Origin of the sequence: Cupriavidus oxalaticus, assembly GCF_038900635.1 — a bacterium.
GTDB lineage: Bacteria > Pseudomonadota > Gammaproteobacteria > Burkholderiales > Burkholderiaceae > Cupriavidus > Cupriavidus oxalaticus_B.
Window position 1 is genome coordinate 296,608 of record NZ_JAYMRX010000002.1, and the last position, 25,800, is coordinate 322,407.

Genomic DNA, 25,800 nt, shown 5'->3' on the forward strand with positions numbered 1-25,800 from the left:
TGCCGCAGTTCGGGTCTGGCGGCACGGGCTGTCTCGCCCCCGTTTCTATGGGTCTTCCACGCGGCGATGCCTGCGTGTTGCGACGGGGTAGTGCCATCTTAGGAAAGTCCGCCAAATTAATCAATAGCTAATTCATTTGTCTAAAACAAATTAGCGGCACCACGAGGCAAGTGGATCGAGCGGCTGATTGGGTTGCGGGTTTACCCCGATTCGAGGGCGCGCGGAAGGCGTTCGATTAATATCCGGGTTTTCCGATCACACAGGGTGGCAATGGCCAGGGGCAAGGCAACCGGCGCGGCCGGCAAGGCTGAAAGGGACGGGAAGCCGGAAAAGGCTGACAAGGCCCAGCGCGGCATTCAGAGCGTGGAAGTCGGCGGACGGCTGCTGGCCGCGCTGGCGGCGGCGCGCGTACCGATGCCGCTGGCCGCGCTGGCCGAGGCCGCGCAGCTGGCGCCGGCGCAGGCGCACGCCTACCTAGTCAGCCTGACACGACTGGGCCTGCTCAAGCGCGACCATGTCTCCGGCCGCTACGAACCCGGCCCGCTATCGCTGCAGCTGGGCATGCTGCGCCTGGAGCAGGATCCGGCCTACCGCGCCGCGCTGCCGCGCGTCGACGCGCTGGCGCGGTCGTCGGGCTTCAGCGTGGCGATCAGCATCGCCGGGCCGCAGGGGCCGACCATCGTGCGCTACGTGCCCGCCAGCGCGCCGTTGCATGTGAACCTGCACGTGGGCACGGTGATGGCGCTGGCGGCCACCGCCACCGGCCGCGTCTACTGCGCGTTCCGGCCACCGGCGCAGTGGCAGCCGCTGTGGCGCGCGCAGCAGCCGGACGCCACGGAAGCGCAGCTGGCGGCGCAGTTGCAGGACTTCGGCGGCACGCTGCAGGTCATCCGCGAGCGCGGCATCGAGCGCAGCATCGACACGCCCAGCCCCGCGGTCAGCAGCCTCAGCGTGCCGGTGCTGGACGCTGCCGGGGCGCTGCGGCTGGTGCTGACGCTGGTCGGCTCGACCGGCGCCATCGACGTCGACTGGAACGGCACCGCCGCACGGGCGCTGATGGCGGCAGCGGCCGATATCGCAGCGACCCTGCGTGCGCAAAGTGCTGAAGGTGCTGAAGGTGCTGAAGGTGCTGAAGGTGCTGAAGGTGCTGAAGGTGCGGAAGGTGCGGAAGGTGCGGAAGGCGCCGAAGAGGAAAACCAGGCATGACCCCGAACCGCATACCCGACCCGGCCGGCATCGCCAGCCCGGATGCCGACGCCGACGGCGGCAAGCCGCAGCGCGGCATCCAGTCCCTGGACAGCACCGGCCAGCTGCTGGGCGCGCTGGTCGCCGCTGGCCGTCCGCTGGCCTTGCGCGACCTCGCGCTGGCTGCCGGCATGCCCGCCGCCAAGGCATTCCCGCACCTGGTCAGCCTGCAGAAGACCGGGCTGCTCGCGCGCGACGCCGCCGGCAACTACCTGTGCGGTCCGCTCGGGCTGGAGCTCGGACTGGTTGCGCTGCAGCGGCTGTCGCCGACGCGCGAGGCCGAGCCTGAAGTGATCGAGCTTGCCGGCACCACCGGCCTGAGCGTGGCCATGGCGGTGCTGGGCCCGATGGGTCCGACCGTGGTCAGGCTTGAGGAATCGGCGCGGCCGCAGCATGTCAGCCTGCGCGTCGGCACGGTGCTGTCGCTGGTCCACACCGCGATCGGCCGCACCGTGGCCGCGCACCTGCCGGCCAACGTGCTCGCCGGGCTGCTGCAAACCGACTACCTGCGCATGGCCGGCGCTGCCGTCGGGCAGGTGCTGGGGGAAGACGGAATGCCTGCGGCCGACTACGCCGCCCGCCTGGCAAAGGTGCGCGCGGCGCAGATCGACAACGCGCTGAGCCACCCGGTGCCGGGCATCGATACGCTGGCGGCGCCGGTGTTCGACCATACCGGAAGCCTGGCGCTGGTGATCGCGGTGATGGGGTCGAGCGGCAGTTTCGACAGCGGCACCGAAGGCGCGCCCGCCGCGCTGGTGCGGCAGGCGGCACGGCGCTTGTCGTGGCGCTTCGGCGCGTTGCGCGGCGCGGCCGGCTGACTGGGAGCTGACTGGCCGCTTACTGGCCGCTTACTGGTCCAGCCGGATATTGGCGGACTTGATCAGCCCGTCCCACTTCTCGTACTGCGCGCGGATATAGCTGCCGAACTGCGCGGGCGTGGCCGGGAACGGCACCGTGCCCTGGCTCGCGAGCTTCGCCGACAACTCCGGCTGCTTCAGCGCGGCAACGATCTCGCCGTTGAGCCGGTCGACGACTGCCTTGGGCGTGCCGGCCGGCGCCGCCACGCCGAACCATGCCGTCAGTTCGTAGTTGGGCACGCCCGCGGCGGCCAGCGTAGGCACGCCCGGCAACTGTTCCGAGGGCTTCTGCGTGGTCACCGCCAGCGCGCGCACGCGGTGGTCGCGGATATACGGCAACGCGGTGGAAACGCTGTCGAACATCATCGTGATGCGCCCGCCGATCAGGTCGGTCATCGACGCGGCGCTGCCCTTGTACGGAATATGCGCGATATCGACGCCGGCGAGATGGGTGAACAGCTCACCCGCCAGGTGCGACGACGAGCCGTTGCCGAACGAGCCATAGGTCAGCTTGCCCGGCTCCTTGCGCGCCAGCGCCAGCAGTTCCTGCACGTTGCGCGCCGGCACCGAGGGATGCACCACCAGCACGTTGGGCAGGTAGGCCACGGATGCGACCGGGGCGAAATCCTTGAGCGGGTCGTAGCCGGGCCTGGCGTAGAGGCTCTTGTTGACCGCCAGCGAGCCGAAGGTACCGAACAGCAGCGTGTAGCCGTCGGCGGGCGCGCGCGCCACGGCGACGGCAGCCAGGTTGCCGCCGGCGCCGGGCCGGTTGTCGATCACCACCGGCTGCTGCAGCCGCGCCGACAGGGCATTGCCGATCTCGCGCGCCAGCAGGTCGGTCGCGCCGCCGGGCGGGAAGGGCACCACCAGCCGGACCGGCTTGTCCGGGTAGTCCGCCAGTGCCGTGCCTGCCGCCGTGGCGGCGAGTGCGAACAGCAGCCCGCTGGCTGCACGCCTGATCCAACCCTGCATCGCTGTCTCCTTCATGTGTTTTCTGGCGATGGAACGGGCCTCAGTGTGTCGCAGCGCGCGGCGGCGCGGGTTTGGCTTTGGCGAAGGTGGCCTTCCGCCGCCTGCGCAGATCGCAGCGGGGCGGTCGCGCGGAACTTATTCGCGCCGCTGCAGGCGCGCGATGGTGCCGAACAGCGTCTCCAGCTCCACCGGCTTGACCAGGTGCGCATCGAACCCCGCGCGCTCGCTCTGCTGCCGGTCGGCAGGCTGGCCGAAGCCGGTCAGCGCGACATAGCGGGTCTGATCGGTGCCGGCCACGCCGCGCATGGCGCGCACCACCTCGAAACCGTCCATGCCCGGCATGGCCAGGTCGATCAGCGCGATATGCGGGCGGCAGCGGGGCGCCACGTGCAGCGCTTCGGCGCCGTCGTAGGCAATGGTCACGTCGTGGCCGCACATTTCCAGAAGCATCGCCAGGCTGTCGGCGGCATCGCGGTTGTCGTCGACCAGCAGGATGCGCTGTGCCTGTTGCACGATGCTGGCATGGCCGCCGGCCGCGGCCTGCCCCGGGGGCTGCATCGTGGCGGTTTCCTGCGCCACCGGCAGCGGCAGCCGCAACGTGAAGGTGCTGCCCATGCCCGGCCCGGCGCTTGCCGCGGCAATGGTGCCGCCATGGAGTTCCACCAGCGCGCGGCACAGCGACAGGCCGATGCCGAGGCCGCCATGTGCATCGGTGCCGGGGCGGCTTTCCTGCACGAACATGTTGAAGATGTCTTCCAGCGATTGCGGCGCGATGCCGCGCCCCTGGTCGATCACCTGTACCAGAAGGGTACGTTTTTGTACGGCGGTGACGATGCTGATGGTGGTCTGAGCCGGCGAGAACTTCGACGCATTCAGGATCAGGTTCTGCATCACCTGCGCCAGCCGGATCTTGTCCGCGTGCATCGGGATCGCGGCGGCGTGGGTCTGCACCGCGACGTGCTGCGACTTTGCCTCGAGCGATGGCCGTGCCGCCTCGGTGGCGAGCGCAATCACTTCGTTGAATTCAAGCGGCGCGGTGCGCAGCTCGATGCGCCCGGAGTTGATGCGGCCGATGTCGAGCAGGTCGTCGACCAGCCGGCTCAGGTGCGTGACCTGGCGTTCGATCAGGCTCAGGCTCCTGTTGGCCAGCGCCGGGTCGTCGGGCGCCAGCCGCATCGCCGCCAGCGCGCTGTGCACCGGCGCCAGCGGATTGCGCAGCTCGTGCGACAGCGTGGCCAGGAATTCGCTCATGCGCTGGCTGGAGCGCTCCAGCTCCTGGTGGCGCCGGCGCTCGCTCATGTCGCGGGTGACCTTGGCAAAGCCCCGCAGCGCGCGCGATTCGTCGTAGACGGCGGTCAGCGTGACATTGGCCCAGAACAGCGAACCGTCCTTGCGCACGCGCCAGCCTTCGTCCTCGACGCGGCCGCCGCGCCGGGCCTGTTCGAGCAGCCGCGCGGGCTTTCCGGCGGCAATGTCGTCGGGCGGGTAGAACACCGAGAAATGCCGGCCCAGGATCTCGTCGCGGCGATAGCCCTTGATGTATGAGGCACCGGAATTCCAGCTGACGATAATGCCTGCGGGATCGAGCATGAAGACCGCGTAGTCCTTCACGCCCTCTACCAGCAGCCGCAGCGTTTCCTCGCTCTGGCGCAGCGCTTCGGCGGTGCGGCGCTGCGCGGTCATGTCGCGCGTCACCTTGCCGAAGCCGATCAGCTTGCCGTCCGGATCCTTGAGGGCCGTGATCACCACATTGGCCCAGAAGCGGCTGCCATCCTTGCGCACGCGCCAGCCTTCGTCCTCGAAGCGCCCGAACTCGGCGGCGGCCTTGAGCTCGGCATCCGGCCAGCGCCGTGCCACGGCGTCGGGCGTGTAGAAGGTCGAGAAGTGCTTGCCCAGGATTTCTTCACGGGTATAGCCCTTGATGCGCGCCGCGCCCTTGTTCCAGCTCGACACATGCCCGGTCACGTCGAGCGTGAAGATGGCGTAGTCCTGCACGGACTCGACCAGGGTCCGGTAGGGTGCGTCGGGAGTCGCGTCGCCGGGGGCATTGCCCTGCGACTTGCGAAGTGACGCGTGTGCGGCCGGGCCGTCGGCGCCGGCGGGGGCTTTTTTCATGGCGAAATCTGGGTTCGCTGCTGCCGGTTTGCCGGCGATGTCCGGAAGCGAGCGCCGCCGCGCGGCGCTGCGCATGACATAAGGATACCGCGCCCCGCGCCCAAGCAGGCGGCTGCGGCGCCTGAGTGGTCCGAACCTTCGCGACGACGATTCGGAAGATACAGATTGTTACGCGGTGCACGATCCATAAAATCGGTCACAGCTTTTATACGCCGTCAATCTTTGTCACGAAACAATGCAATTGCCACCGACCAGAGACTGGTCCGCGCCGCCCGACGCGCTGCCTTGCTGCGACAGTTGCCCCCACGCCCATGGCTGCCACGGCGCCGGCCTGGCACGGCATGCGCATCCCGCTGCCGGTCCGCAGCCGCAGCGCAGCATCCGGCTGCGCAAGGGGCAGCCGCTGTACCTGATCGGCGATCCGGTCACTGCGCTCTATGCGATCCGCGTCGGCACGGTCAAGACCCATGTCACCACCGCAGACGGGCGCACACAGGTGGTTGGCTTCCATTTTCCGGGTGAACTGGTCGGGCTCGACAGCCTCGTGCGCGCTCGCTACGCGTCGTATGCCACGGCGCTGGAAGATACCAGGCTGTGCATGATAGCGGTCGATCTGGACAGTGCCACCACGGCCGCAGCGCCCGCGCTGGCCATACCGCTGTTCCTGGCGCTCGACTGCCTGTCCCAGCGCGCGCGGGCCATGCAGACCATGCTGGCGCTGATGACCGCCGAGGAGCGGCTGGTGACGTTCCTGCTGTCGATGGCCGACGGTTTCGCGGCGCGCGGCTTTTCATCGTCGGCGTTCATCCTGCGCATGAGCCGCGAGGAAATCGGCAGCTATGTCGGCCTGACGCTGGAGACGGTCAGCCGCCAGTTCTCGCGGCTGGCCGGGATCGGGCTGATCCGCGTGCGGCGCCGTTGCGTCGAATTACTGAACAAGCCCGCGTTGCGCGCCATCGCAGAACGCCCGGCAATCTCGACGCGGCCCGCCCAGGACACCGCCGCCGGTTTCGCCGAAACCGCCATTGGGACGACACCCATCCAATGACGCGCAAGCCAGAGGACGCCGACGCCGCGGATGCGAGCGCAGGCACGACACCGTGCGCGGCGGACCGCGGCGTTGCAGGAGCTGACATCCTGCGCGAGATCCAGCAGCTGAACCTGTCATACCTGATGCTGGCGCAGCGCCTGCTGCGCGAGCACGAAGCCGAGGGACTGTTCCGGCTTGGCATGCGGCAGGAATTGGGGCGCGCTCTGGCCGCGCTGGCCCCGGCGCAGATGGTGGCCCTGGCGCGCTCGAACCTGCTGCTGTGCCGCTTCCGGCTGGACGATTGCAAGGTGCTGGCATCGCTGACGGAGGCCGAGGCGCGGCATCCGCTGCGGGGCATGCATGCGGCGATCGTGATGGCCTCGCAGCCTGCCGGCGGGACGCGCTGATGCCAGCCTGGCACTTGCGCGCCCCGCCACCGCCCGCACGGGCATAGCAATCAACCATGGAGTTATTGATGACGTGTACTGCCCCGAGCTACGTCGAGACCAGCCTGCGACTGTCCGGCAACCCCAGCCAGCCGGGCGCGTTCCTGCCGACCCGCACGGAAATCACCGGCATGCCCTACGCGCACGCGCTGTTCCGCGCGCTGCCGGGCGACGGCATCGCGCAGCGCTGCATCGAGGCCGCGCTTCGCGTGCTGGTACAGGCCGGACACCAGCCGGTGCGCACGGTGGTGTACAGCGGGCAGGGCCGGCAGGCGTCGCTGGACTTCTACATCGAGGCCGACGTGGTGGCCTGCTGCGAGCTCGATGGCGCGCTGCAGCGCCAGCTGGCCAGCCTGTGTACCAGCGTGCTGCCACCGGGGCTGGTGTTGTCGGTGCGGCCGCTCGGCACCTATGTGCCCGACGGCCCGCCGGCGGGCGAGCATGGCGCGGCGGAGCGATTGCGCAAGTGCGCCGGCGAGCTGCTGTACCGCGGCGGCGAGATCAACCAGCGGCTGTCGGCCGTCTGTGCCTACCTGGCGGCGCTTCATGATGCGCAAGCCACCGCCGACCGGCTTGGCCATCTCGACCAGAGCCTGTTCGGCCAGGGCCAGGAAGCGCTGTCGTGGCGCCTGCGCCGCCATCGCAGCGTGGAAGGGCGGGCGCTGGCACAGGCGCTCGATGCGCTGTCGCGGGACGCCGACTGTGCGCTGCATGAGCTAGGCAAGCCATACGGCGCCGAGCATGCGCGCTACCAGTTCGAGCAGATGCAGCGCTTCCGCCAGCAGATCGAGCGCTTCCGCCTGGCGTGCTCGCCGGAACAGCCCTGTGGCCCCGGCTGCGAGAGCAGCACGGCAGGGTCGCGGGGCGGACGCTAGTGCGACTAGTGCGACTAGTGCGACTAGTGCGACTAGTGCGACTAGTGCGACTAGTGCGTTCAGCGCGCGCTGGTCGCGCCAGGCGCCGCCACGGGGTCAGATCCCGGCCATGCAGGTGTACTTGATGACCAGGTAATCGTCGATGCCGTAGTGCGAACCCTCGCGGCCGACGCCCGACTGCTTGACGCCGCCGAATGGCGCCACCTCGTTCGAGATCAGCCCGGTATTGACGCCCACCATGCCGTACTCCAGCCGTTCCGACACGCGCCAGACGCGGCCCAGGTCGCGCGCGTAGAAGTAGCTGGCCAGGCCGAACTCGGTATCGTTGGCCATGGCCACGACCTCATCCTCGGTTTCGAAGCGGAACAGCGGCGCCAGCGGCCCGAAGGTTTCCTCGCGCGCGACCAGCATGCCGGTCGCGACATCGGCCAGCACCGTTGGCTGGAAGAACGAATGGCCGAGCGCGTGGCGCTGGCCGCCATGCAGCACGCGCGCACCCTTGCCCACGGCGTCGGCGATATGTTCCTCTACCTTGGCCACGGCTTTGTCGTCGATCAGCGGCCCGATGCGCACGCCGTCATCCATGCCGTTGCCGACCTTGAGCGCGGCGACCGCCGCCACCAGCTTCTTCGCAAAGGCCTCGTACACGCCTGCCTGCACATAGATGCGGTTGGCGCAAACGCAGGTCTGCCCGGCGTTGCGGTACTTCGACACGATTGCCCCTTCCACCGCGGCGTCGAGGTCGGCATCGTCGAACACGATGAAGGGGGCGTTGCCGCCCAGCTCCATCGAAACCTTCTTGATGGTCGATGCGGTCTGCGCCATCAGCACGCGGCCCACCTCGGTCGAGCCGGTGAAGGTCAGCTTGCGCACCAGCGGGTTGCTGCTCATTTCGCCGCCGATCGCACTCGCCGAGCCCGTCACCACCGACAGCACGCCGGCCGGAATGCCGGCACGCTCGGCCAGCGCCGCCAGCGCCAGCGCGGTCAGCGGCGTCTGCGACGCGGGCTTGAGCACCATCGTGCAGCCGACCGCCAGCGCAGGGCCGGCCTTGCGCGTGATCATCGCCGCCGGGAAATTCCACGGCGTAATCGCCGCGCACACGCCGACTGGCTCCTTGGTGACGACGATGCGCTGGTTGGTGGCCGGTGCGGGAATGGTGTCGCCATAGACCCGCTTGCCTTCTTCGGCAAACCATTCGATGAACGAGGCCGCATAGGCGATCTCGCCGCGTGCCTCGGCGATCGGCTTGCCCTGTTCGGCGGTCATGATGCGCGCCAGGTCTTCCTGGCTGGCCAGGATCAGCTCGAACCATTTGCGCAGCAGCGCCGAACGTTCCTTGGCCGTGCGCGCGCGCCAGGCCGGCAGGGCCCGATTGGCGGCTTCGATGGCCTGGCGGGTTTCATCGGCGCCCAGCTGCGGCACCTGGCCGACGCGTTCGCCGGTGGCGGGGTTGGTCACGTCGATGCGGCGCTCGCCATCGATCCAGCGGCCGTCGACATAGCACTGCTGCCGCAGCAGCGAAGAATCCTGGAGGTTCAGCATGATGGTTCCGTGGGGGCTGTGGGGGAAAGGCAGAGTAGCCGTGAAGGCGATTTTAATCCCGCCCGCGTTGTAGTTCTTGCCGCCATCGCGTGCAAATCGTCCGGGAGCCTGCCGCGCGTGCCCGGACGATTTGCTGCGCTGCATCCAGCAAGGCGAATTCGATCCCTCATTCGTGATCAGCCATCGTTGCACGCCGGAGGAAGGGGATGTACCAGACGTTCCGGGAGAAGCAGGACGGGTGCGTGAAAGTGGTGATGCGCGTCGGCTAGGCCGGAGCGCGTTCGCGCGCAGCAGTGTCCGGGGCCTCGATGCCCCAGTCGCCGTAGTCGAGCCAGTCGTCGCCGAGCAGTTCGATGGGGTGCTGCGTCCGGCTGGAGCCGTTGCCGCATCCCATGGCGTCGGTCGGGCAGTACTTGTCGCAACCCCAGCAGACGCGCTCGGGATGGGTGGGGTGCAACGGAAATTTCTTGGCCATGGCGTGGTTGGTCGGCGGAAAGGGCGGCTTGAGCAAAATTATCCGGGCAGCGATCCAATGCAGATTTGCCCCAGATCAAGGCAGCCCGAAGGGCAACGGCTGACCTGCCCACCGCCGCTTCCATCTTCAGCGCCAGCCATCGGCATCCAGTCGTGTCCACCGGTCCGGCGCCTCGCCGTCGGCCGAGGCCAGCAGCAGGTTTTCGCCGCAATCGCCGCAGCGATACACGAAAGCGTTCTGGCCGCTGGTGGTGAGCAGCGTCGCCGACTTCAGCAGGCGCGCATGTGGGGGGAAATGGCCCGGCCGGTCCAGCTGCGACAGGCAAAGGTCGCACAAAGGCATGTTGGTTCCTCCAGCACGAATTCCGCAGCAGGAAAATGCTGTGGTGCAGCATCGGTGGATTGAGTATAGGTGCTGGGGTGAAGCGCGGATCCGGGCCGGTGTTGGGCCGGCGCGTGCGAAAGCGAACTGACTATTCGCCAAGGAACTCCGCCACCACTTCCAGTCCTTCGATGTGATCGGCCACGACCTTGGCGATCGTGATCAGCGGGATCGCGAGCAGCATCCCCCACACGCCCCAGAGCCAGGTGAAAAGCAGCAACGCCACGAACACCGCGACGGCATTCATCCTGGCCATGCGCCCGATCATCCACGTGGTGACGAGCGAGCCGATCAGCGTGGCGATCAACAGCGAGCCGCCCGCGGCCGCCGCGGCCATGCCCAGCGTGCCGAATTGCATGAACGTCACCATGCCCAGGCACACCGCGATCGCCATAGCGCCAAAATAGGGCACCAGGTGCAGCGCCCCCGCGGCAATCGACCAGCTGCCCGCGTTATTGACTCCCAGCCATTTCAGCAGCATCCATGTACAGACGCCCAGCGCCGCATTGGTCACCAGCAGCATGCCCATGTAACGCTGGATCGAGCGGTTGACCTCGTCCAGCATGTGCACGCTGATCTTCTTTTCGGAGATGGTATTGCCGACCATCTTGATGAACTTGCGCTTGAAGGTATCGCCCGCGAGCAGCAGGAAATACAGCAGGAACACCACCACCACCGCCTGGCCGGCCATCGTGAAGATGCTGACCGAACCGGCCAGCAGCATGGTGTTGAGCTGGTCCCCCGAATGGTCCACCACCACATGCGGCACGCGCGGCGGCGGCGGCTGCCCGGCGCCGCTGAGCACGGTGGCGGCGCGCCGGACTTTCTGCCACATCGAATCGTCGCCGCTCAGCAGGGCGCCGACCGAGCGCGACAGCTTGCTGGCTACCTCGGGCAGGCTGTTGACGATGGACTCCACCTGGCCTTGCAGCAGATAGGCGCCACTGAGCAGCGCGCACAGCAATGCCAGCAGCACCACCGTGCCGGCCGCCACGCGCGGCATGCCCAGCCGTTGCAGCGCGGATACCGGCGGGTCGAGCAGATAAGCGAGCACGATCGCGATCACCACTGGCACGAGGAAATCGCGGGCGAGATGCACGGCATAGAGCGAGAACAGCGCGGCCAGCACGACCAGCGCCGTACTGGCACGCTGTAGCGCCGCGGAAACGCTGGGAGGCGCGACCGCCACCATCGGGGCGTCGGGCGGCGCTGCCGGCCCGGCTACTTCGGCGGGGGCGGGCGGCTCGGCATGTGGCATCGGAGGAGTGGAGTCGGGTACGGGCAACATAGCCGGGCGCTTCGGCATAAAGGGCTGTCTTTGAAAGATAGCTGCCTGGTGGCGCGCGGCTGTCGGACGCCGCCGACTGCTGGTGTCAGACAAGGGCGGCAGGCCGGCGTATGGATACGCCCGGCGTGTGCGGCAGCGTTTTTCTGTAAGCGCTGCACTACCAGCGCCCGGGCCGCGCGGTAAGTTTTACGCGCGCCGCGCACTTCCTACTGCAGCAAGCCCGCAGACAGGTCCTTTCCCGGCGCAGGGTTGGCAACGGCAGGCCCATTGCCGGCTTCGCCGCCGGCTACTGGTACGTCAGTTGCGTGATAACGCAGCGGAGCGGCGATTCCAGCGCGCTCGCCGGCCGGTGATCGATGCAAGGCCCGGTCGCAACCTGCAAGACGGAGGATCATATGAAAACGACGCTACGCATTGGCACTGCTTTGCTCGCCTCGCTCGGCATCCTGGCTGGCTGCACCGCAACCGGCAGCACCAGCGGGTCGGGATCGATGTCGGGTTCGGGCTCGGTGTCTGAACAGCAACGCAGCCGCAGCGGCTATGGCTCGCCGAGTTCCAGCACTTCGACCGGCACGTCCGGCGCGACCAGCACCACCAGCCCTGCCGGCACGTCCAGCGGCTCCAGCGGCTCGACCAGCGGCTCGGGCACGGCGCGCTGAACGCCCGCACGCTCGCGCGGCCGCCCGCACGCACGTGCGGCGGCCGCTTCCCTGGCGCGCTTGCAGGACTGAGCGCCCCTTCTAGCGATCCCTTCCTGTATTCACGCGCTCGTCACGGCGCGCAGGTACCACGCCCTCGTCCGCCAGCCGTTGCTGCAGGTCGTTGTTGGGCACGTGGATAAAGTCCTTGTCGATCTCGCGCGTCACCAAGTCGGTAACGGAAGCAGGCAAGGTCTTGCGCAGCAGCCCGAGGAAGCGCGGCGCCGCGATCAGCACGAGTTCTTCATAGCGCTGCTTGTTGCGGGCGTCCGCGAGTAAATCCGCGACGCGGTGCGCGAACAGCTGCGCTTCCTGGTGCAGTTCGTCCTCGCCCGCGGACGACGTAACCGTGGACGGGCCGACCTGATGCGCGCCGGGATGGCCAGCATCCCCCTGCGACGCGGCGTGGCCACGCCGGCCATAGGCGTCGCGGCGCAGGTCGGCGCGGTCGGCGTGCGCGGCGGCATCGGTAATTTCTTCGACCACCGCCAGCGGGGCGGCGTTTGCATGCGAGGCGAAGACACGGGCAACGGATTCGTCCGCCACCAGGATCCAGATGTTCTTCATGATCGCTCCGGTTGCCGGCCCGAACAGTGGGCCTGACTACCGGTGTTGCAAGGGGTACGCCACCGGCCGCCGGCCCGCGGCGGCGCCGGTTCGCGCGCCTCGCGGGCCCCGGGGTGCCGCATGGGGCATGGCGTTGCAGTATCGACAGGCACGCCGTGCAACTTTTTCAGGCAGGCGGTGGACGCCACAGCGTCGATTTTCCGAACAGGCTTTCGACCAGGTCCACGGCCAGTTGCCCGGTCTGGTTGCGCACGTCGCAGGCCGGATTCAGCTCCATCACGTCGAGCGATGCCAGACGGCCGGTGTCGGCGATCATTTCCATGCAGAGCTGGGTCTCGCGGTAGGTCGGCCCGCCCGGCACCGTGGTGCCCACGCCAGGCGCAATCACGCAGTCGAGAAAATCCACGTCGAAGCTGACGTGCAGGTGCGTCTGCGCGTCGATGCCGGCCAGCGCCTGTTGCATGGTGTAGCGCATGCCGTTCTCGTCGATGTAGCGCATGTCGAACACGGCCAGCTGCAGTTCGTGCAGGCGGCGCTTTTCCTCCGCATCGACGCTGCGGATGCCGATCTGCCGGATCGCGCTGCGCTCCACCGCCGGCGCCGGGCCGGCCAGCGTGGTCAGCGGCGCGGGGCCGTGTCCGCACAGGCAGGCCACCGGCATGCCGTGCATGTTGCCGGTGGGCGTGGTGGTGCCGATATTGGCGTCGGCGTGCGCATCGAGCCACAGCACCATCAGGGTCTTGCCGGTATCGCGGCAGTGGCGCGCCGCGGCGCTGATCGAGCCGATCGCCAGGCAATGGTCGCCGCCCATCAGCAGCGGCAGCCGGCCCGCCTGCAGCGTGCCGAGGCACGCGTCATAGACGGCGCGGTTCCACGCCACGACTTCGTCGAGGTGGCGCATGCCGTCCTGCGGCGGTTGCCACGGATTGGCGGGGCCGGCCAGGTTGCCGGTGTCTTCGACCAGCAGGTTGTTGCGTGCCAGCGCCTGCGCCAGGCCGGCGACGCGCAGTGCCTCGGGGCCCATCGAGGCGCCGCGCGTGCCGGCCCCGACGTCGGTGGGGGCACCAATCAGCGTGACAGGTTTCATGGCGGGGTGCGGTGAATGCGGACGCCCATGCGTTTGCAGGTTCCGTACCCGCCGCGTTCACCACACGCCGAAAAACACGCCGGCCTGCTTGTACACGTTGGTCTTGGCCGCGACCTCCTCGTTGGTCACGGTCACGCGCGGCTTGAGCGTGCAGAACCAGTCCAGCAGCCGCAGCCGCATGGCGTTGCGCACGGTTTCATGGCCCGGGTCGGCGCCCAGGTCGAAGTACTCGTCCGGATCGTCTTCCAGATCGAACAGCTGCGGCCGGAAGCCCTGCCAGTGGACGTATTTCCAGCGTGCGTCACGCACCATCCAGGCCCGGCATTCGCCCGGATGGCGGCCGAGCGCGACCCGTGCGCCGCGGTAGGCGTAGTCGAGCTCGGAAACGACAAAATCGCGCCATTGCCCCGCATCGCGCGAGCGGGTCAGGTCCAGCAGCGAGCGGCCTTCGATGCGATGGCCGGCCGGCGGCAAGCCCAGCGCATCGAGCACCGTCGGCACCACGTCGACCGCCGACACCATGTCCTGCGGCGCGCTGCCGCGGGTGGCATCGGCCTCGGGCGAGGGGTCGTAGACGATCAGCGGCACGTTCTGCACGGTGTCGTAGAACTGCTCCTTCTCGCCCAGCCAGTGGTCGCCGAGGAAGTCGCCATGGTCGGCGGTAAAGACAATAAGCGTGTCCTGCCAGCGGCCAAGGCGTTCCAACTGGTCCCACAGCAGGCCGAGGCGGTCGTCGATCTGCTGGATAAGCCCCTGGTAGGCGGGGCGCACCGTATCCGACACTTCCTGGCGCATGAAATTGGCGCATTCTTCCTGCGTGCGGTACGCCGAGAGCACCGGGTGCGGGTCTTCCAGTTCGGCGGCGTGGCGGCGCAGCGGCAGGCAGTCGTCGAGCTTGTATGCGGCGTGATAGGGCGCGGGGGCAAGGTAGGGCCAGTGCGGCTTGACCAGCGACAGGTGCAGCACCCACGGCTCGTCGCCGCGCGCGCCGATGTACTGCATGGCCTGGTCGACGGTGTAAGCCGTCTCGGAATGCGGCTCGGCCACGCGCGCGGGCAGGCCGGCATTGCGCATGTGCCAGCCGGAAACTATCTCGCCTTGCGCGTTCTCGGCGCTGATGACGTAGTCGGTCCAGGGGTCGGCGCTGTCGTAGCCGTGCCGGCGCAGCCAGTCCGCATAGGCGCCCCGCGGCTCGGCATGATGGCCATCGTGGCGGTCGACCTCGGTGAAATGGCCGCTGCGCAGCAAGGCCTCCAGCTCGGTGCCGCCGTCGAGGTGCAGGCGCCTGAGGTTGGCGTTGTCGGGCATCACGTGGGTCTTGCCCGCCAGCGCCAGCGCGCGGCCGCTGTCCTTCAGGTATTCGCCCAGCGTGACTTCGCCGACCGACAGCGGTACGCGGTTCCAGGTGGCGCCGTGGCTGCTGACGTAGCGGCCGGTGTAGAAGCTCATGCGGCTGGGGCCGCAGACGCCGGAGGTGACGAAGGCGCGGTCGAAACGCACGCCGCGCGCGGCCAGCGCGTCGATATTGCGCGTGCGCAGCGTGGGGTGCCCATAGCAGCCCAGGTGGTCGCGGCGCAACTGGTCGCACATGATGAACAGGGTGTTGCGGATCGGCATGGTGGCTCGCTGCGGCTTGTCAGTCGCCGGTATAGCCGGAGGCCTTCACCACCGGCGCCCACCTGGCGGCGTCCGCCTTCAGCAGGCCGGCAAACGCGTCAGCCGTGCCGGTGGCCGGTTCCAGCCCCAGCTTCAGGAACTTGTCGCGCACGTCGGGCGACGTCACTGCCTTGACGATGGCGGCGTTGAGCTTGTCCAGCACCGGCCGCGGCGTGCCGGCGGGCGCCAGCACGCCGTAGCGGCCTTCGCCCTCGATGCCCTTGTAGCCCAGCTCGGTGAAGGTCGGCACATCGGGCAGCGCCACCGAGCGCTGCGTGCCGGAAGTGGCCAGCACGCGCACCTTGCCGGCGCGGTGCATCTCGGTCAGGTCGGCCAGCGTATCGACCGAGGCCGGCACCTGCCCGCCCACCAGCGCGCTCATCAGCGGCGCCGAGCCGTTGAACGGCACATGCAGCATCTCCACGCCGACCTGCTTGCCGATCATCAGCCCGAAGAAATGCGGGATGCTGCCCAGCGCCGGCGAGGCGTAGGAGTTGTTCTGCGGACCCGCCTTGAGCCATGCCACATAATCCTTGAGCGAGCGCGCCGGGCTGCCCGGGCCGGTGGCCAGGGCCAGCTGGAAGTTGGCCGCCTGCGCCACCGGGACAAAGTCGCGCTGGATGTCGTAGTTGAGCTTGCGGTAGACGAGCGGTGCGATCGTCATCACGGCCGAATTGGCCACCACCAGCGTATGGCCGTCGGCAGGCTGGGTGCGGGCATAGTCCATCACCAGCCGGCCGCCGGCGCCCGGCTTGTTCTCCACCACCACGTTCTGGTTCAGCGTCTCGCGCAGCTTGTCTCCGACCAGGCGCGCAGCCAGGTCGGCGGTGCCGCCGGCAGGGTAGCCGACCAGGATGCGCAGCGGGCGCTCCGACTGCGCGCCGGCGGGCAGCGCCCAGGCGGTGAAGGCGGTGGCAGTGGCCGCCAGGCAGGCGGCAAGTCGGGAAAGGCAGTTGCGGGGGCTCACGGTGTCTCCTCGGTTCCGGGTTGTCGTTTGGTATGGGTGGCACGCTAACACCCGTCGATATAATTGACAAAGTCAACTAATTCGCGGGCAGGGCATGGCACACGACGACGGCGGCAGCCGGCTGCAGCGGCCCAGGCGGCTGGGCGATTTCATCAACTACCGGGTCTATCACCTGAACCGCGTGGCGCTGGGGGCCGCGGGGCTTCACCTGCGCGCCACGGCCGGCGTGACGCGGCGCGAATGGCGCATGATTGCCTTCCTGGGCGAGCAGCCGGGTACGCGGCTGACCGAGCTGGCGCAAAGTGCTGGCCTGGACAAGGTGCTTGCCAGCCGCGCCGTGCACGCGCTGGTCGAGCGCGGACTGGTGCGGCGCGAGGCGCGTGCGCAGGACCGGCGCGCCGCCGCATTCACGCTGACGGAAGAGGGTGAAGCGGTCTACCGGCGCGCCTTTGCGCAGGCGCGCGCCTTCAACCGCGAGCTGGCGGCATGCCTGAGCACCGAGGAAGCGCGCGTGCTGTCACGCTGCCTGGACAAGCTGCAGGCGCGGGCCGAGGCCATGATGGCAGAAGCGCAGGATCTGCCGCAGCCGGAAGGCGCCGCGCCGCGCTGGGATCCGCTGCAGGTCTGGCGGGGCGGCAAGGGGTAAGACAGGCAAACCTTGCCATGGCATGGAGCGGTTCTTGCGTGGCAGCAGGCGCCGGGGTGGCAGGAGTGCATCATGTCAGTCTCACTACGATCTTCGCTGTGCCAATGGTTTCTTGCCTGCTGCCTCGGTCTGGCGGCGTGCGGCGGTGGCGGCGGCGATGGGGGCAGTTCCGGCAATTCAGGCGGTAGCGGCGGTAGCGGCGGTAGCGGCGGTAGCGGCGGTAGCGGCGGCGGCCCGGGATCGCTGTCGTTGACGGTAACCGGCCTGCCGTCCGGCACTCCGGCGTCGCTCACGGTGACTGGCCCGGGTCAATACCGCCAGTCCGTCGCCCAGTCGACAACCCTGTCCAACCTTGCCACCGGCACCTACACCGTCAGCGCCGCCGACGTGCTCGCCGGCACCAGCCAATACCAGCCGCAGCCGCCGGCCCAGTCGGTGACTGTCGGCGCCGGCGGTGGCGCCACGGCTAACGTCGTCTATGGCTCGCCACAGTCGGTGCGCCTGTCGCTGACGCAAGTCGCCGGCGGCCTGGCCGAGCCGATCTATCTCACCGCGCCCGCGGGCGACGCGCGCTTGTTCATCGTGGAGCGCGCCGGGCGCATCCGCGTGGTGCGCAACGGCGCGCTGCTGGGCACGCCCTTCCTCGATATCGATGCGCTGACCACCACCGACGGCGAGCGCGGCCTGCTGTCGATGGCATTCGATCCCGGCTATGCCAGCAACGGCCGCTTCTACGTCTACTACACGGATAACAACGGCGCCATTACCATCGCGCGCTACCAGGTGTCGGCGGGCAATCCCGACATTGCCGACGCCAGGGGCACGGTGTTGCTGTCGATCCCGCACAGCAACTTCCAGAACCACAACGGCGGCCAGCTGGCGTTCGGCACGGACGGCATGCTCTATGTCGGCACCGGCGATGGCGGCGGTGGCGGAGATCCGTCCGGCAATGCGCAGAATCTCGGGGTGCTGCTCGGTAAAGTGCTGCGCATCGATGTCAGCGGCGCGTCGGGGCAGCCTTATGGCGTTCCCTCCGGCAATCCGTTTGCCGGCCAGAGCGGCAGGCGGGGCGAGATCTGGGCATTCGGATTGCGCAATCCGTGGCGGTTTTCATTCGATTCCGGACGGCTGTATATCGCGGACGTTGGCCAGGACCAGCGCGAGGAAGTCGACGTCGCCGAGGCCACCAGCGCCGGGCTGAACTACGGATGGGACCGCATGGAAGGCGCCGCGTGCGTGGGCGCCGCTACCTGCGATACGGCCGGGCTGACGCTGCCGGTATTCGAGTACGGCCACGATGCCGGCCGCTGCGCCATCGTCGGCGGCTATGTGTACCGGGGCAATGCGCTGGTTGCGCTGCAAGGCCGTTATTTCCATTCAGACTTGTGCACCGGCAGGCTGTCGAGCTTCGTGTTCCGCGACGGTGGCGCGGCCGAGCAGGTCGACTGGAACGTCACGATCCCCGGCAACGTGTATTCCTTCGGAGTGGATGCCGCGCAGGCGCTTTATGTACTGGCTGACGGCGGGACGTCGGCGGCCAGTGGTGCCGTGTATCGCATCGATGCGACCGTCGGCGGGCAGTAAGCCGCCCTCGGTCACACGGCGTCGAAGGCGGCTCGCATGCAGGCAACGAAATGGTTGACGTGCGTGTCGCGTGGCGCCAGCTGCGCGCGCAGCATATAGCTCCGGAACGGGATATCGGGCTTGAACGGAATGGCGGCCACGCCCGGGTACTTCATGGTCCGGCTGACGATGGGGTTCACCAGGCTCACGCCGAGCCCTTCGCCGACCATCCTGCAGATCGTCGCGGCGAAGGGCGTTTCTAGCGCCATGATGCGGTCCCCGTCGCGGAACACGGCGTCGATTGCATGTCGAGACGAACTGCCGCCGGGCAAGGAAATAAAGCGCTCGCCGGCGAGGTCTTCCGGGACGAGCCGCCTCTTCTTCGCCAGCCGGTGGCGCGCCGGCACCACGCACACCGCGCTTTCGGTATGGATGACGGATGCCACAACCCCCGGCTTGTCGGAGATGTTCGACACGAAGCCGATGTCGCAGTGCTGCGTTGCGATCCAGTTGGCAATCACGTAGGACTCGCTGGTGTCGCACACGATGCGCACCTGCGGGTACTTTTCGCTGAACCGCCGGACCGCCAGAGGCAGCACGCTCAGCGCTATCGACGCTGCGGCCGCCACGCGCAGCGTGCCGGCGCCGGCGTCGCGGATCGCGCGCGCCGAGTCGCTCAGGCTGTCCAGTCCGACAAAGGCGCGCTCCACCTCCTTGAACAGCGCTTCGGCGCCCTTGGTCGCCACCACGCGCCCCGGCAGCCGGTCGAACAACTCGAAGCCGAGCTCCGCTTCGAGCTTGCCGATGACGCGGCTCACATTCGGTTGCGAGGTATGCAACTGCTTCGCCGCGACGGTCATGGAGCCGGTCAGCATGACGGTGCGAAAGGTTTCAATCTGCTTGAAGTTCATGCCGGCATGGTACAGGCATTGCCGGATGCCCATATCAAAAATGCATGCGACCCCTTGAAACTGTCATTTGACCGGTATGCGGCTGGCTTCGATACTGGGTTCATCACACAACGCACTACGAACCATGGAATCCAAAGTCAGCCGCCGGCTCAACGAGCCGCTTGCCCGAGAAATCTGCGAGCACATTTACGGTCCGCGCCTTGCGCGTGACTTCACCAGGCAATTCCCTTACCTCACCGAGGTGAACCAGGCGCACCTGCTGATGCTGCACAAGACCGGCCTCGTGTCGCCCGAGGTCGCGCGCAGGCTGGCCGGCGGCCTGCAGCAGATGGAAACCGAAGGCCCTGACGCAGTGACGCTGGATCCCGCCCGCGAGGATCCCTACTTCAACTATGAAGCGCGGCTGATGGAGGTGAGCGGCCGGGACATCGGCGGACGCCTGCACATGGCGCGCAGCCGCAACGACATCGCGGCCACGATCGACCGGATGCGCACCCGCAGCATCGTGCTCGATACCATCGAGGCGCTGGGCAGCGTTCGCAGGGTGGCGCTGCAACGCGCCGGTGAATGCGCCGATGCGGTCATGCCAGGCTACACGCACCTGCAGCCGGCGCAGCCGATCACCTTCGGCTTTTACCTGAGCGCCGTGGCCGAGGCGCTGGGGCGGGACATGGACCGTCTGCACGCGTCGCTGGCGCGGATCGACGCCATGCCGCTGGGTGCAGGCGCGCTGGCCGGCACGCGTTTTCCGATCGACAGGCGCGTCTCGGCGGCCGCGCTCGGCTTCGGTTCGCTGGTGCACAACACGCTGGATGCGGTGGCATCGCGCGACTTCGCCTGGGAAGCCATGTCCGCCATGGCCATCGTCGCGCTGACGTGGGGCAGGGTGGCGCAGGACTTCTACGTATGGTCCACGCCGGAATTCGGCCTGCTGTCCTTCCCCGACCGCGTGGCGAGCACCTCGAGCATCATGCCGCAGAAGAAGAACCCCGCCGTGCTCGAATACCTGCGCGGCAAGAGCGCCCATGTGGTCGGGCTGCTGACTACCGCGCTGATTGCGGTCAAGGGAACGCACTTCACGCACACCGGCGACAGCAGCCGCGAGAGCATCCGCAGCTTCTGGGAGTGCTGCGAGGAAACGGCGCGCTGCCTGTCGCTGTTCGAGCTGGTGGTCGGCAGCGTGGAGCCGAGGCGGCAATCCATGCTGCAACGGGTCAGGTTCGACTTCTCAGTGGCGACGGACCTGGCCGACGGGCTCGTCGCCGACGCGGGACTGTCGTTCCGCGACGCTCACCATGTCGTGGGAGGCCTGGTGCGGATTGCCCTCGATGCCGGCCAGTCTGCCGGCGAAGTGACCAGCACCATGCTCGACCGCGCCGCGGTGGACGTGATCGGCCGCGCCATAGAATGGCCCGAGGACAAATTGCGCCAGTACCTGGATCCCGTCGAGAGCGTCAATGCACGCCGCAACGGCGGCCCAGCGCCGTCCGAAGTGGCACTTGCCATCGAGCGTCAACAGGCCCATCTTGAGACTGTGCTGGCTTCCGTGATGTCGCTACGGCAGCGCCTCGATGCGGCGCGCGACCAGATGAAGCGCGACATCGCCGCCCTGGCAGCGGCCTGATCCAATCCATCCTTCTTCCTGCCCAAGCACCATGAAGCTAATCGCCAGATTACTGATTGCGGGTGTTAGCGCTGCCTGCGTCGCCACGGCTGCCTCCGCCGCCTCCGCCCCGTATCCGGACAAGCCGATCCGCCTCGTCGTTCCGTTCCCCGCCGGCGGCACCGTCAACCTCATTGGCCGCGTGCTGGCGCAGCGCCTGTCGGAGACGCTGGGCCAGCAGGTCATCGTGGAGAACAAGCCCGGCGCGGGCGGCACGCTGGGGGCGGACCTGGTCGCCAAGTCGCCGCCTGACGGCTATACGCTGCTGCTTGCTTCGTCGGGGCACCAGTCCATCCACCCGCTGATCTACAGGAAGCTGCCCTACGACGCAAACAAGGACTTTGTCCAGGTGGCGCTGTTCGCCGCTGTGCCGAACGTGCTGGTGGTCTCGAACAAGGTGCCCGCGAAGACCGTGAAGGATCTCGTTGCCTACGCCAAGTCTGGCGGCAAGCCGCTGTTCATGGGCTCCGCAGGTAACGGCAGCGTCAACCAGATGGTCGGCGAGCTGTTCCAGCACAAGACCGGCACCAGTTTCGAGCACGTGCCGTTCAAGGGCGCGGGCCCGGCGGCGGTTGACCTCATGTCGGGGCAGATCGACCTGATGTTCGTCAACCTGCCTAACGTCCTGCCGCAAATCCAGGGCGGGAAGATGCGCGCGCTTGCGGTCGCGGGTTCGCGCCGGGTGGCTTCGTTGCCGGATGTCCCCACCATGGCCGAGGCCGGCATCCCTGACCTGGTGGTCGACTCCTGGTCCGGCGTGCTGGCACCGGCGGGAACGCCCAAGGCCATCGTCGACCGGCTCTCGCTCGAGATCAACAAGATCGCGAAAGAGAAGAAGACTGCGGAGAGCCTTGCAGCGCAGGGTGCCATCCCGATGCCCGGCACCAGCGCCGAATATGCCGCGCTGGTGCGCGTCGAGACCCAGCGCTGGAGCGAGGTGATCAGGAAGGCGAACATCACGCTGGATTGAAGCCGCAGCGAGGGCCACGCGGGGCCGGATGCGTGTATCGCACAGATCCGGCCATTCCCCCTCCCTGCCTCCCTGCCGCGAGGTCCGACGCTCAGTACAAAACTTCCAGCTCGTCGAACAACTCGCTGTCCTTTTGCGCCGCCGAGCGCGCGCGGCGACGGATCTCCTGCAGCAGGCAATCGGTGAAGCACTGCGCCGCGGGACTGCGCACCGCGTTGTGGCGCGTGATGATGCCGAGCCGGCTGGTTTCGAACTGCTCGGCCAGGGCAATGGCGTGGACCCAGCCTCGCATCGGCTCGGTCAGCAGCAGCGGCCGCGGGCAGTAGCTGATCATGCCGGCATTGCGGATCAACTCCAGCAGTAGCGCGGTGGAGTGCGCGCAATGCAGCCGCGCCGGGTCAATCCGTGCGTCATGCTGCCAGAACAGGTTGCGCATGAACGGCTCATAGCTGGCCGTGGTGTAGTTGACGACCCAGTCCTGTTCCAGCAGCGCTTGCAGCGAGCGCGCCTGCGCGCATGGATGGCCGCGCCGGGAGATCACGCAAGAGGTGTATGCAAGCAGCGGCTCGCACTCGAATTCCTGCGTGGACATCGCGGCCGTGAATGGCCCCACGGCAAAGTCAAGCGTGCCTTCGCGCAGCCGGGGCAACGCCACTGCGGTCAGGCCTTCGAAGATTTCCACCTGCACCCCAGGCATGCGTTCGCGAAAACGCAGCAGTGCGCGCGGCAGGAACGTCAGCATGATCCACGGCGTGACGCTGATACTGAGCCGTCCCACACCCTCGCCGCGCAGGGTGGCCAGTTCCTCACTGGCGCGGGCGAGTTGCCCGACCACCAGCCGGGCATGGCCCAGCATCCGCTGCCCCGCCTCGGTCAGCGCCACGCCGCTGGCGGTGCGCGAGAGCAGGGGCAGCCGGGCTTCGCTTTCCAGCTCGCGCAGCGCCTTGGTAACCGCTGCCTGCGACAGTCCGGCCAGCCGGGCGGCGGCGCGGATGCTGCCGGCATCGGCAACGGCGACCAGCGCCTGGATCTGGTGCAGCTTCATCGACATGGTGGATTCCTGGGTGACAACCAGTGGTTGTCAGGATAACAGTTTTGTGGCTATCGGCACGAGCGGTCGATGCCTAAGATCGCCGCACGCAATCCCCGCAATCGCCCCAAAAACACCTCGGAGACCCCATGCATCCAGATCCCGTCCTGCCCGGCATCCGCGCCATCGAAGCAGAGATGGTGGACCTGCGCCACCGCATCCATGCCCATCCCGAGCTGGGCTTCGAGGAATTCGCCACCAGCGACCTGGTTGCCGAGTGCCTGCAGGCATGGGGGTATGCCGTGCATCGCGGCCTGGGCCGCACCGGCATGGTCGGCACGCTGCGCCACGGCGACGGCCCTGCCATCGGCCTGCGCGCGGACATGGATGCGCTGCCGATCCGTGAAACCACTGGCCTGCCGTATGCCAGCAAGATTGACGGCAAGATGCACGCCTGCGGCCATGACGGCCACACTGCCACGCTGCTGACCGCGGCGCGCTACCTGGCCGGGCACAAGTCCTTCCGGGGCACGCTGCACGTTATCTTCCAGCCGGCCGAGGAAGGCATGGGCGGCGCGCGCGAGATGGTCAAGGAGGGCCTGTTCCGGTTGTTCCCGTGCGATGCGGTGTTCGCGCTGCACAACATGCCCGGACACCCGACCGGCAAGTTCGGCTTCCTGCCCGGCCCGTTCATGGCGTCCTCCGATACCGTCACCATCCGCGTGACCGGGCGTGGCGGCCATGGCGCGGTTCCGCACCGGGCGGTCGATCCGGTGGTGGCCTGCGCGTCGATGGTCATGGCGTTGCAGTCGGTGGTGTCGCGCAACGTGAACCCGCTTGACATGGCTATCGTGACCGTCGGGGCGATCGAAGCCGGCAAGGCGTCCAACGTGATTCCCGAGAGTGCCGAGCTGCGGCTGTCGGTGCGCGCCCTGAAGGCCGAAGTGCGCGACCTGCTGCAGGCGCGCATCACCGCGCTGGCGCATGCCCAGGCGGACAGCTTTGGTGCCAGTGCCGAGGTGCACTACGACCGCCGCTACCCGGTGCTGGTCAACGACCCGGCCACCACGGAACTGGCGCGCGAGGTTGCCCGCGAGTGGCTGGGCGAGGGCGGCCTGATCGGCGACATGGTGCCGCTGACCGGCAGCGAAGACTTCTCTTTCATGCTGGAGGAATGTCCTGGCTGCTACCTGATTGTCGGCAACGGTGACGGCGAGGGCGGCTGCATGGTCCACAACCCGGGCTATGACTTCAACGACGAATGCCTGCCGCTTGCCGCCACCTACTGGGTCCGGCTGGTCGAGCGCTACCTGCGCTGAGCCGCGCCTCAGCCACCAACGACAATGACCGGCCCTCAAGGCCGGCACCACCTCATCCACGGAGACACCGAATGTCCACTTCCCTGCCAGCGCAGCCGCTGGACAGCGCTATCGCGGCGCAGCCGGCCGGCCGCGCCGTGCCGCGTCGCCGCGCCATTGCCGCCATTACTATCGGCAACGGCCTTGAGTTCTACGATTTCACCGTCTACAGCTTCTTCGCGGTGCTGATCGGCAAGCTGTTCTTTCCTGTCAGCGGCAGCCTCGGCCAGCTGATGCTGTCGCTGGCCACGTTTGGCGTGGGCTTCGTCGCGCGCCCGCTCGGCGGCCTGTTGATCGGGCTCTACGCCGACCGGGTCGGACGCAAGCCGGCCATGGCGCTGACGCTCTGGCTGATGGGGCTGGGCTCGCTGCTGTTCGTGGTCTCGCCCACCTATGCACAGGCCGGGCTGGCCGCGCCGATGCTGATCGTGCTGGCGCGGCTGCTGCAGGGTTTTGCGCTGGGCGGCGAAGTCGGCGCGTCGACAGCGCTGCTGATGGAGTACGCCGACGATCAATCCCGCGGCTACTACGGCAGCTGGCAGCTGTTCAGCCAGGGTATCAGCGTGCTGCTCGGTGCGGTGGTGGGGTTGTCGCTGACCAACGGCTTGTCGCCGGACGCGCTGCAAAGCTGGGGCTGGCGCGTGCCGTTCGCGATCGGCATCCTGGTCATTCCGCTCGGCCTCTACATCCGCCGCCACCTGGAGGAAACTGCCGAAGCGCCGGCCGCTGGAGCGGCGCCGGGCCACGAAGGCGCCGGCCTGGCGGAGATTTTCCGCGGACACGGCCGCGTGGTGGTAGCTGGCGTTCTGTTGACGATTGGCGGCACCTCCGCGACCTATATCGTGCTGCACTACATGACCAGCTACGCTGCGACTGTGCTGAAGATCCCGCTCGGGCTCAGCATGAGCGCAGGCTGTGTCGCCGCCCTGGTGCAGGTGGCATTCGCCGCGTACGCCGGCAGGCTGTCCGACCGCATCGGCCGCAAGCCCGCTATCCTGTGGTCTCGCGTCGCCATGCTGGCGCTGGTCTATCCCGCCTTCCTGCTGCTCAACGCCAGGCCATCGCTCGGCACGCTGCTTGCCGTGGTCGCGATGCTGGCCTTGCCGCTGGTGCTGAACGTGGTGCCTAGCGTGGTGCTCATCACCGAGCTGTTCCCACGCCGCATCCGCGCCAGCGGCCTGTCGATCGTCTATTGCATCGGCGTGCTGGTGTTTGGCGGCTTCGCACAGTTGATCGCCACCTGGCTGATCGAGCTGACCGGCAATGCCAGCGCGCCGGCGCTGTATGTGATCGGCTGCGGCGTCATATCGCTGGCCGGGCTGGCGATGGTGCCCGAGACGGCGGGAAAGCGGCTGGATTGAGGCAAGCGCCCCGAGCGCTCAGTATTGACACCGGACTGCCGTTGCACCACATGCGATGCTGGCGGTCTGCGCCCCAAAGTGGGCTCGCCCGCCA

23 protein-coding genes and 1 pseudogene are annotated in these 25,800 nt (G+C 68.0%); 12 read left to right on the forward strand and 12 right to left on the reverse strand.

The features are described from left to right. The first annotated feature begins 270 nt into the window (after positions 1–270). On the forward strand, positions 271–1,206 hold the full coding sequence (locus VSR71_RS05515; RefSeq protein WP_342912902.1) for an IclR family transcriptional regulator: 936 nt from the start codon (positions 271–273) through the stop codon (positions 1,204–1,206). After that, on the forward strand, positions 1,203–2,063 hold the full coding sequence (locus VSR71_RS05520) for an IclR family transcriptional regulator (protein WP_342912903.1): 861 nt from the start codon (positions 1,203–1,205) through the stop codon (positions 2,061–2,063). The genes VSR71_RS05515 and VSR71_RS05520 overlap by 4 nt, the downstream gene beginning before the upstream one ends. A gap of 30 nt (positions 2,064–2,093) precedes the next feature. Here VSR71_RS05520 and VSR71_RS05525 read toward each other — a convergent pair whose 3' ends face one another. Continuing rightward, on the reverse strand, positions 2,094–3,074 hold the full coding sequence (locus VSR71_RS05525; RefSeq protein ID WP_342912904.1) for a tripartite tricarboxylate transporter substrate binding protein: 981 nt from the start codon (positions 3,072–3,074) through the stop codon (positions 2,094–2,096). Between the two features lie 135 nt (positions 3,075–3,209). Continuing rightward, positions 3,210–5,189, reverse strand: a complete 1,980-nt coding sequence (locus VSR71_RS05530) for a PAS domain S-box protein (RefSeq protein WP_342912905.1) — start codon at positions 5,187–5,189, stop codon at positions 3,210–3,212. Positions 5,190–5,430: 241 nt separating this feature from the next. Between VSR71_RS05530 and VSR71_RS05535 the strand changes: the two genes are divergently transcribed. From VSR71_RS05535 to VSR71_RS05545, 3 genes are all read left to right on the forward strand, one after another. Next, positions 5,431–6,237 carry a helix-turn-helix domain-containing protein gene (locus VSR71_RS05535; protein ID WP_342912906.1) on the forward strand — a complete coding sequence of 269 codons (807 nt, stop codon included), beginning with the start codon at positions 5,431–5,433 and terminating at the stop codon, positions 6,235–6,237. Continuing rightward, entirely contained in the window at positions 6,234–6,626 is a 393-nt protein-coding gene (gene flhD / locus VSR71_RS05540) for a flagellar transcriptional regulator FlhD (RefSeq protein WP_342912907.1), read from the forward strand. The genes VSR71_RS05535 and flhD overlap by 4 nt, the downstream gene beginning before the upstream one ends. A gap of 68 nt (positions 6,627–6,694) precedes the next feature. Continuing rightward, a complete protein-coding gene (locus tag VSR71_RS05545; RefSeq protein WP_342912908.1) occupies positions 6,695–7,540 on the forward strand; it encodes a hypothetical protein in 846 nt (281 codons plus the stop codon). A 96-nt stretch (positions 7,541–7,636) separates the two neighbouring features. Here VSR71_RS05545 and gabD read toward each other — a convergent pair whose 3' ends face one another. Further along, positions 7,637–9,085, reverse strand: coding sequence for an NADP-dependent succinate-semialdehyde dehydrogenase (gabD, locus tag VSR71_RS05550; protein ID WP_342912909.1), 1,449 nt, complete (start codon positions 9,083–9,085; stop codon positions 7,637–7,639). Positions 9,086–9,209: 124 nt separating this feature from the next. Between gabD and VSR71_RS05555 the strand changes: the two are divergent. Beyond that, a pseudogene (locus VSR71_RS05555) lies at positions 9,210–9,354 on the forward strand (glutathione-dependent formaldehyde dehydrogenase); the annotation flags it as partial. Here the strand turns inward: VSR71_RS05555 and VSR71_RS05560 are convergent. The 7 genes from VSR71_RS05560 to VSR71_RS05590 form a co-directional block, all read right to left on the reverse strand. Next, positions 9,351–9,560, reverse strand: coding sequence for a DUF3079 domain-containing protein (locus VSR71_RS05560; RefSeq protein WP_342912910.1), 210 nt, complete (start codon positions 9,558–9,560; stop codon positions 9,351–9,353). The pseudogene VSR71_RS05555 and the gene VSR71_RS05560 sit on opposite strands and share 4 nt — an antisense overlap. A gap of 126 nt (positions 9,561–9,686) precedes the next feature. Then, positions 9,687–9,902, reverse strand: a complete 216-nt coding sequence (locus VSR71_RS05565) for a hypothetical protein (protein ID WP_342912911.1) — start codon at positions 9,900–9,902, stop codon at positions 9,687–9,689. Positions 9,903–10,032: 130 nt separating this feature from the next. Beyond that, positions 10,033–11,229, reverse strand: a complete 1,197-nt coding sequence (locus tag VSR71_RS05570) for an AI-2E family transporter (RefSeq protein WP_428979351.1) — start codon at positions 11,227–11,229, stop codon at positions 10,033–10,035. Positions 11,230–11,969: 740 nt separating this feature from the next. Next, positions 11,970–12,494 carry a host attachment protein gene (locus VSR71_RS05575; RefSeq protein WP_342912913.1) on the reverse strand — a complete coding sequence of 175 codons (525 nt, stop codon included), beginning with the start codon at positions 12,492–12,494 and terminating at the stop codon, positions 11,970–11,972. A 166-nt stretch (positions 12,495–12,660) separates the two neighbouring features. Further along, positions 12,661–13,581: an arginase gene (rocF, locus tag VSR71_RS05580; RefSeq protein ID WP_342912914.1), complete on the reverse strand. Its 921-nt coding sequence runs from the start codon at positions 13,579–13,581 to the stop codon at positions 12,661–12,663. A gap of 57 nt (positions 13,582–13,638) precedes the next feature. Continuing rightward, entirely contained in the window at positions 13,639–15,198 is a 1,560-nt protein-coding gene (locus tag VSR71_RS05585; protein WP_342912915.1) for a sulfatase-like hydrolase/transferase, read from the reverse strand. 19 nt (positions 15,199–15,217) lie between these two features. After that, the gene (locus tag VSR71_RS05590; protein ID WP_342912916.1) at positions 15,218–16,204 is read right to left on the reverse strand and encodes a Bug family tripartite tricarboxylate transporter substrate binding protein; all 987 of its coding nucleotides are present in this window, start codon (positions 16,202–16,204) and stop codon (positions 15,218–15,220) included. 94 nt (positions 16,205–16,298) lie between these two features. Here VSR71_RS05590 and VSR71_RS05595 point away from each other — a divergent pair, with 94 nt between their 5' ends. Next, entirely contained in the window at positions 16,299–16,850 is a 552-nt protein-coding gene (locus tag VSR71_RS05595) for a MarR family winged helix-turn-helix transcriptional regulator (RefSeq protein WP_342912917.1), read from the forward strand. A 72-nt stretch (positions 16,851–16,922) separates the two neighbouring features. Further along, positions 16,923–18,434, forward strand: coding sequence for a PQQ-dependent sugar dehydrogenase (locus VSR71_RS05600; RefSeq protein ID WP_342912918.1), 1,512 nt, complete (start codon positions 16,923–16,925; stop codon positions 18,432–18,434). Between the two features lie 11 nt (positions 18,435–18,445). On the opposite strand, the gene VSR71_RS05605 is transcribed toward VSR71_RS05600, so the two are convergent. Next, a complete protein-coding gene (locus VSR71_RS05605) occupies positions 18,446–19,357 on the reverse strand; it encodes a LysR substrate-binding domain-containing protein (protein ID WP_342912919.1) in 912 nt (303 codons plus the stop codon). A gap of 91 nt (positions 19,358–19,448) precedes the next feature. On the opposite strand from VSR71_RS05605, the gene argH reads away from it, so the two are divergent. Together argH and VSR71_RS05615 are read left to right on the forward strand one after the other, a co-directional pair. Next, positions 19,449–20,948, forward strand: a complete 1,500-nt coding sequence (argH, locus tag VSR71_RS05610; RefSeq protein ID WP_342912920.1) for an argininosuccinate lyase — start codon at positions 19,449–19,451, stop codon at positions 20,946–20,948. Between the two features lie 31 nt (positions 20,949–20,979). Further along, positions 20,980–21,957 carry a tripartite tricarboxylate transporter substrate binding protein gene (locus VSR71_RS05615; RefSeq protein ID WP_342912921.1) on the forward strand — a complete coding sequence of 326 codons (978 nt, stop codon included), beginning with the start codon at positions 20,980–20,982 and terminating at the stop codon, positions 21,955–21,957. A 91-nt stretch (positions 21,958–22,048) separates the two neighbouring features. Here the strand turns inward: VSR71_RS05615 and VSR71_RS05620 are convergent, their stop codons facing one another. Further along, positions 22,049–23,008 (reverse strand): LysR family transcriptional regulator, encoded by a 960-nt coding sequence (locus VSR71_RS05620; RefSeq protein WP_342912922.1) that lies wholly within the window; start codon positions 23,006–23,008, stop codon positions 22,049–22,051. Between the two features lie 128 nt (positions 23,009–23,136). Between VSR71_RS05620 and VSR71_RS05625 the strand changes: the two genes are divergently transcribed. Together VSR71_RS05625 and VSR71_RS05630 are read left to right on the forward strand one after the other, a co-directional pair. Next, on the forward strand, positions 23,137–24,306 hold the full coding sequence (locus tag VSR71_RS05625) for a M20 aminoacylase family protein (protein WP_342912923.1): 1,170 nt from the start codon (positions 23,137–23,139) through the stop codon (positions 24,304–24,306). A 71-nt stretch (positions 24,307–24,377) separates the two neighbouring features. Beyond that, entirely contained in the window at positions 24,378–25,706 is a 1,329-nt protein-coding gene (locus VSR71_RS05630; RefSeq protein ID WP_342912924.1) for an MFS transporter, read from the forward strand. The last annotated feature ends 94 nt before the right edge of the window (positions 25,707–25,800 follow it).

Coding starts and splice junctions, on each gene's coding strand:
- VSR71_RS05525 (WP_342912904.1), bottom strand. CDS start 3,074: ATGCAGGGTTGGATCAGGCGTGCAGCCAGCGGGCTGCTGTTCGCACTC.
- VSR71_RS05595 (WP_342912917.1), top strand. CDS start 16,299: ATGGCACACGACGACGGCGGCAGCCGGCTGCAGCGGCCCAGGCGGCTG.
- VSR71_RS05575 (WP_342912913.1), bottom strand. CDS start 12,494: ATGAAGAACATCTGGATCCTGGTGGCGGACGAATCCGTTGCCCGTGTC.
- argH (WP_342912920.1), top strand. CDS start 19,449: ATGGAATCCAAAGTCAGCCGCCGGCTCAACGAGCCGCTTGCCCGAGAA.
- VSR71_RS05545 (WP_342912908.1), top strand. CDS start 6,695: ATGACGTGTACTGCCCCGAGCTACGTCGAGACCAGCCTGCGACTGTCC.
- flhD (WP_342912907.1), top strand. CDS start 6,234: ATGACGCGCAAGCCAGAGGACGCCGACGCCGCGGATGCGAGCGCAGGC.
- VSR71_RS05585 (WP_342912915.1), bottom strand. CDS start 15,198: ATGCCGATCCGCAACACCCTGTTCATCATGTGCGACCAGTTGCGCCGC.
- VSR71_RS05615 (WP_342912921.1), top strand. CDS start 20,980: ATGAAGCTAATCGCCAGATTACTGATTGCGGGTGTTAGCGCTGCCTGC.
- rocF (WP_342912914.1), bottom strand. CDS start 13,581: ATGAAACCTGTCACGCTGATTGGTGCCCCCACCGACGTCGGGGCCGGC.
- VSR71_RS05570 (WP_428979351.1), bottom strand. CDS start 11,229: ATGTTGCCCGTACCCGACTCCACTCCTCCGATGCCACATGCCGAGCCG.
- VSR71_RS05515 (WP_342912902.1), top strand. CDS start 271: ATGGCCAGGGGCAAGGCAACCGGCGCGGCCGGCAAGGCTGAAAGGGAC.
- VSR71_RS05520 (WP_342912903.1), top strand. CDS start 1,203: ATGACCCCGAACCGCATACCCGACCCGGCCGGCATCGCCAGCCCGGAT.
- VSR71_RS05530 (WP_342912905.1), bottom strand. CDS start 5,189: ATGAAAAAAGCCCCCGCCGGCGCCGACGGCCCGGCCGCACACGCGTCA.
- VSR71_RS05630 (WP_342912924.1), top strand. CDS start 24,378: ATGTCCACTTCCCTGCCAGCGCAGCCGCTGGACAGCGCTATCGCGGCG.
- VSR71_RS05565 (WP_342912911.1), bottom strand. CDS start 9,902: ATGCCTTTGTGCGACCTTTGCCTGTCGCAGCTGGACCGGCCGGGCCAT.
- VSR71_RS05605 (WP_342912919.1), bottom strand. CDS start 19,357: ATGGGCATCCGGCAATGCCTGTACCATGCCGGCATGAACTTCAAGCAG.
- VSR71_RS05600 (WP_342912918.1), top strand. CDS start 16,923: ATGTCAGTCTCACTACGATCTTCGCTGTGCCAATGGTTTCTTGCCTGC.
- gabD (WP_342912909.1), bottom strand. CDS start 9,085: ATGCTGAACCTCCAGGATTCTTCGCTGCTGCGGCAGCAGTGCTATGTC.
- VSR71_RS05620 (WP_342912922.1), bottom strand. CDS start 23,008: ATGTCGATGAAGCTGCACCAGATCCAGGCGCTGGTCGCCGTTGCCGAT.
- VSR71_RS05625 (WP_342912923.1), top strand. CDS start 23,137: ATGCATCCAGATCCCGTCCTGCCCGGCATCCGCGCCATCGAAGCAGAG.
- VSR71_RS05560 (WP_342912910.1), bottom strand. CDS start 9,560: ATGGCCAAGAAATTTCCGTTGCACCCCACCCATCCCGAGCGCGTCTGC.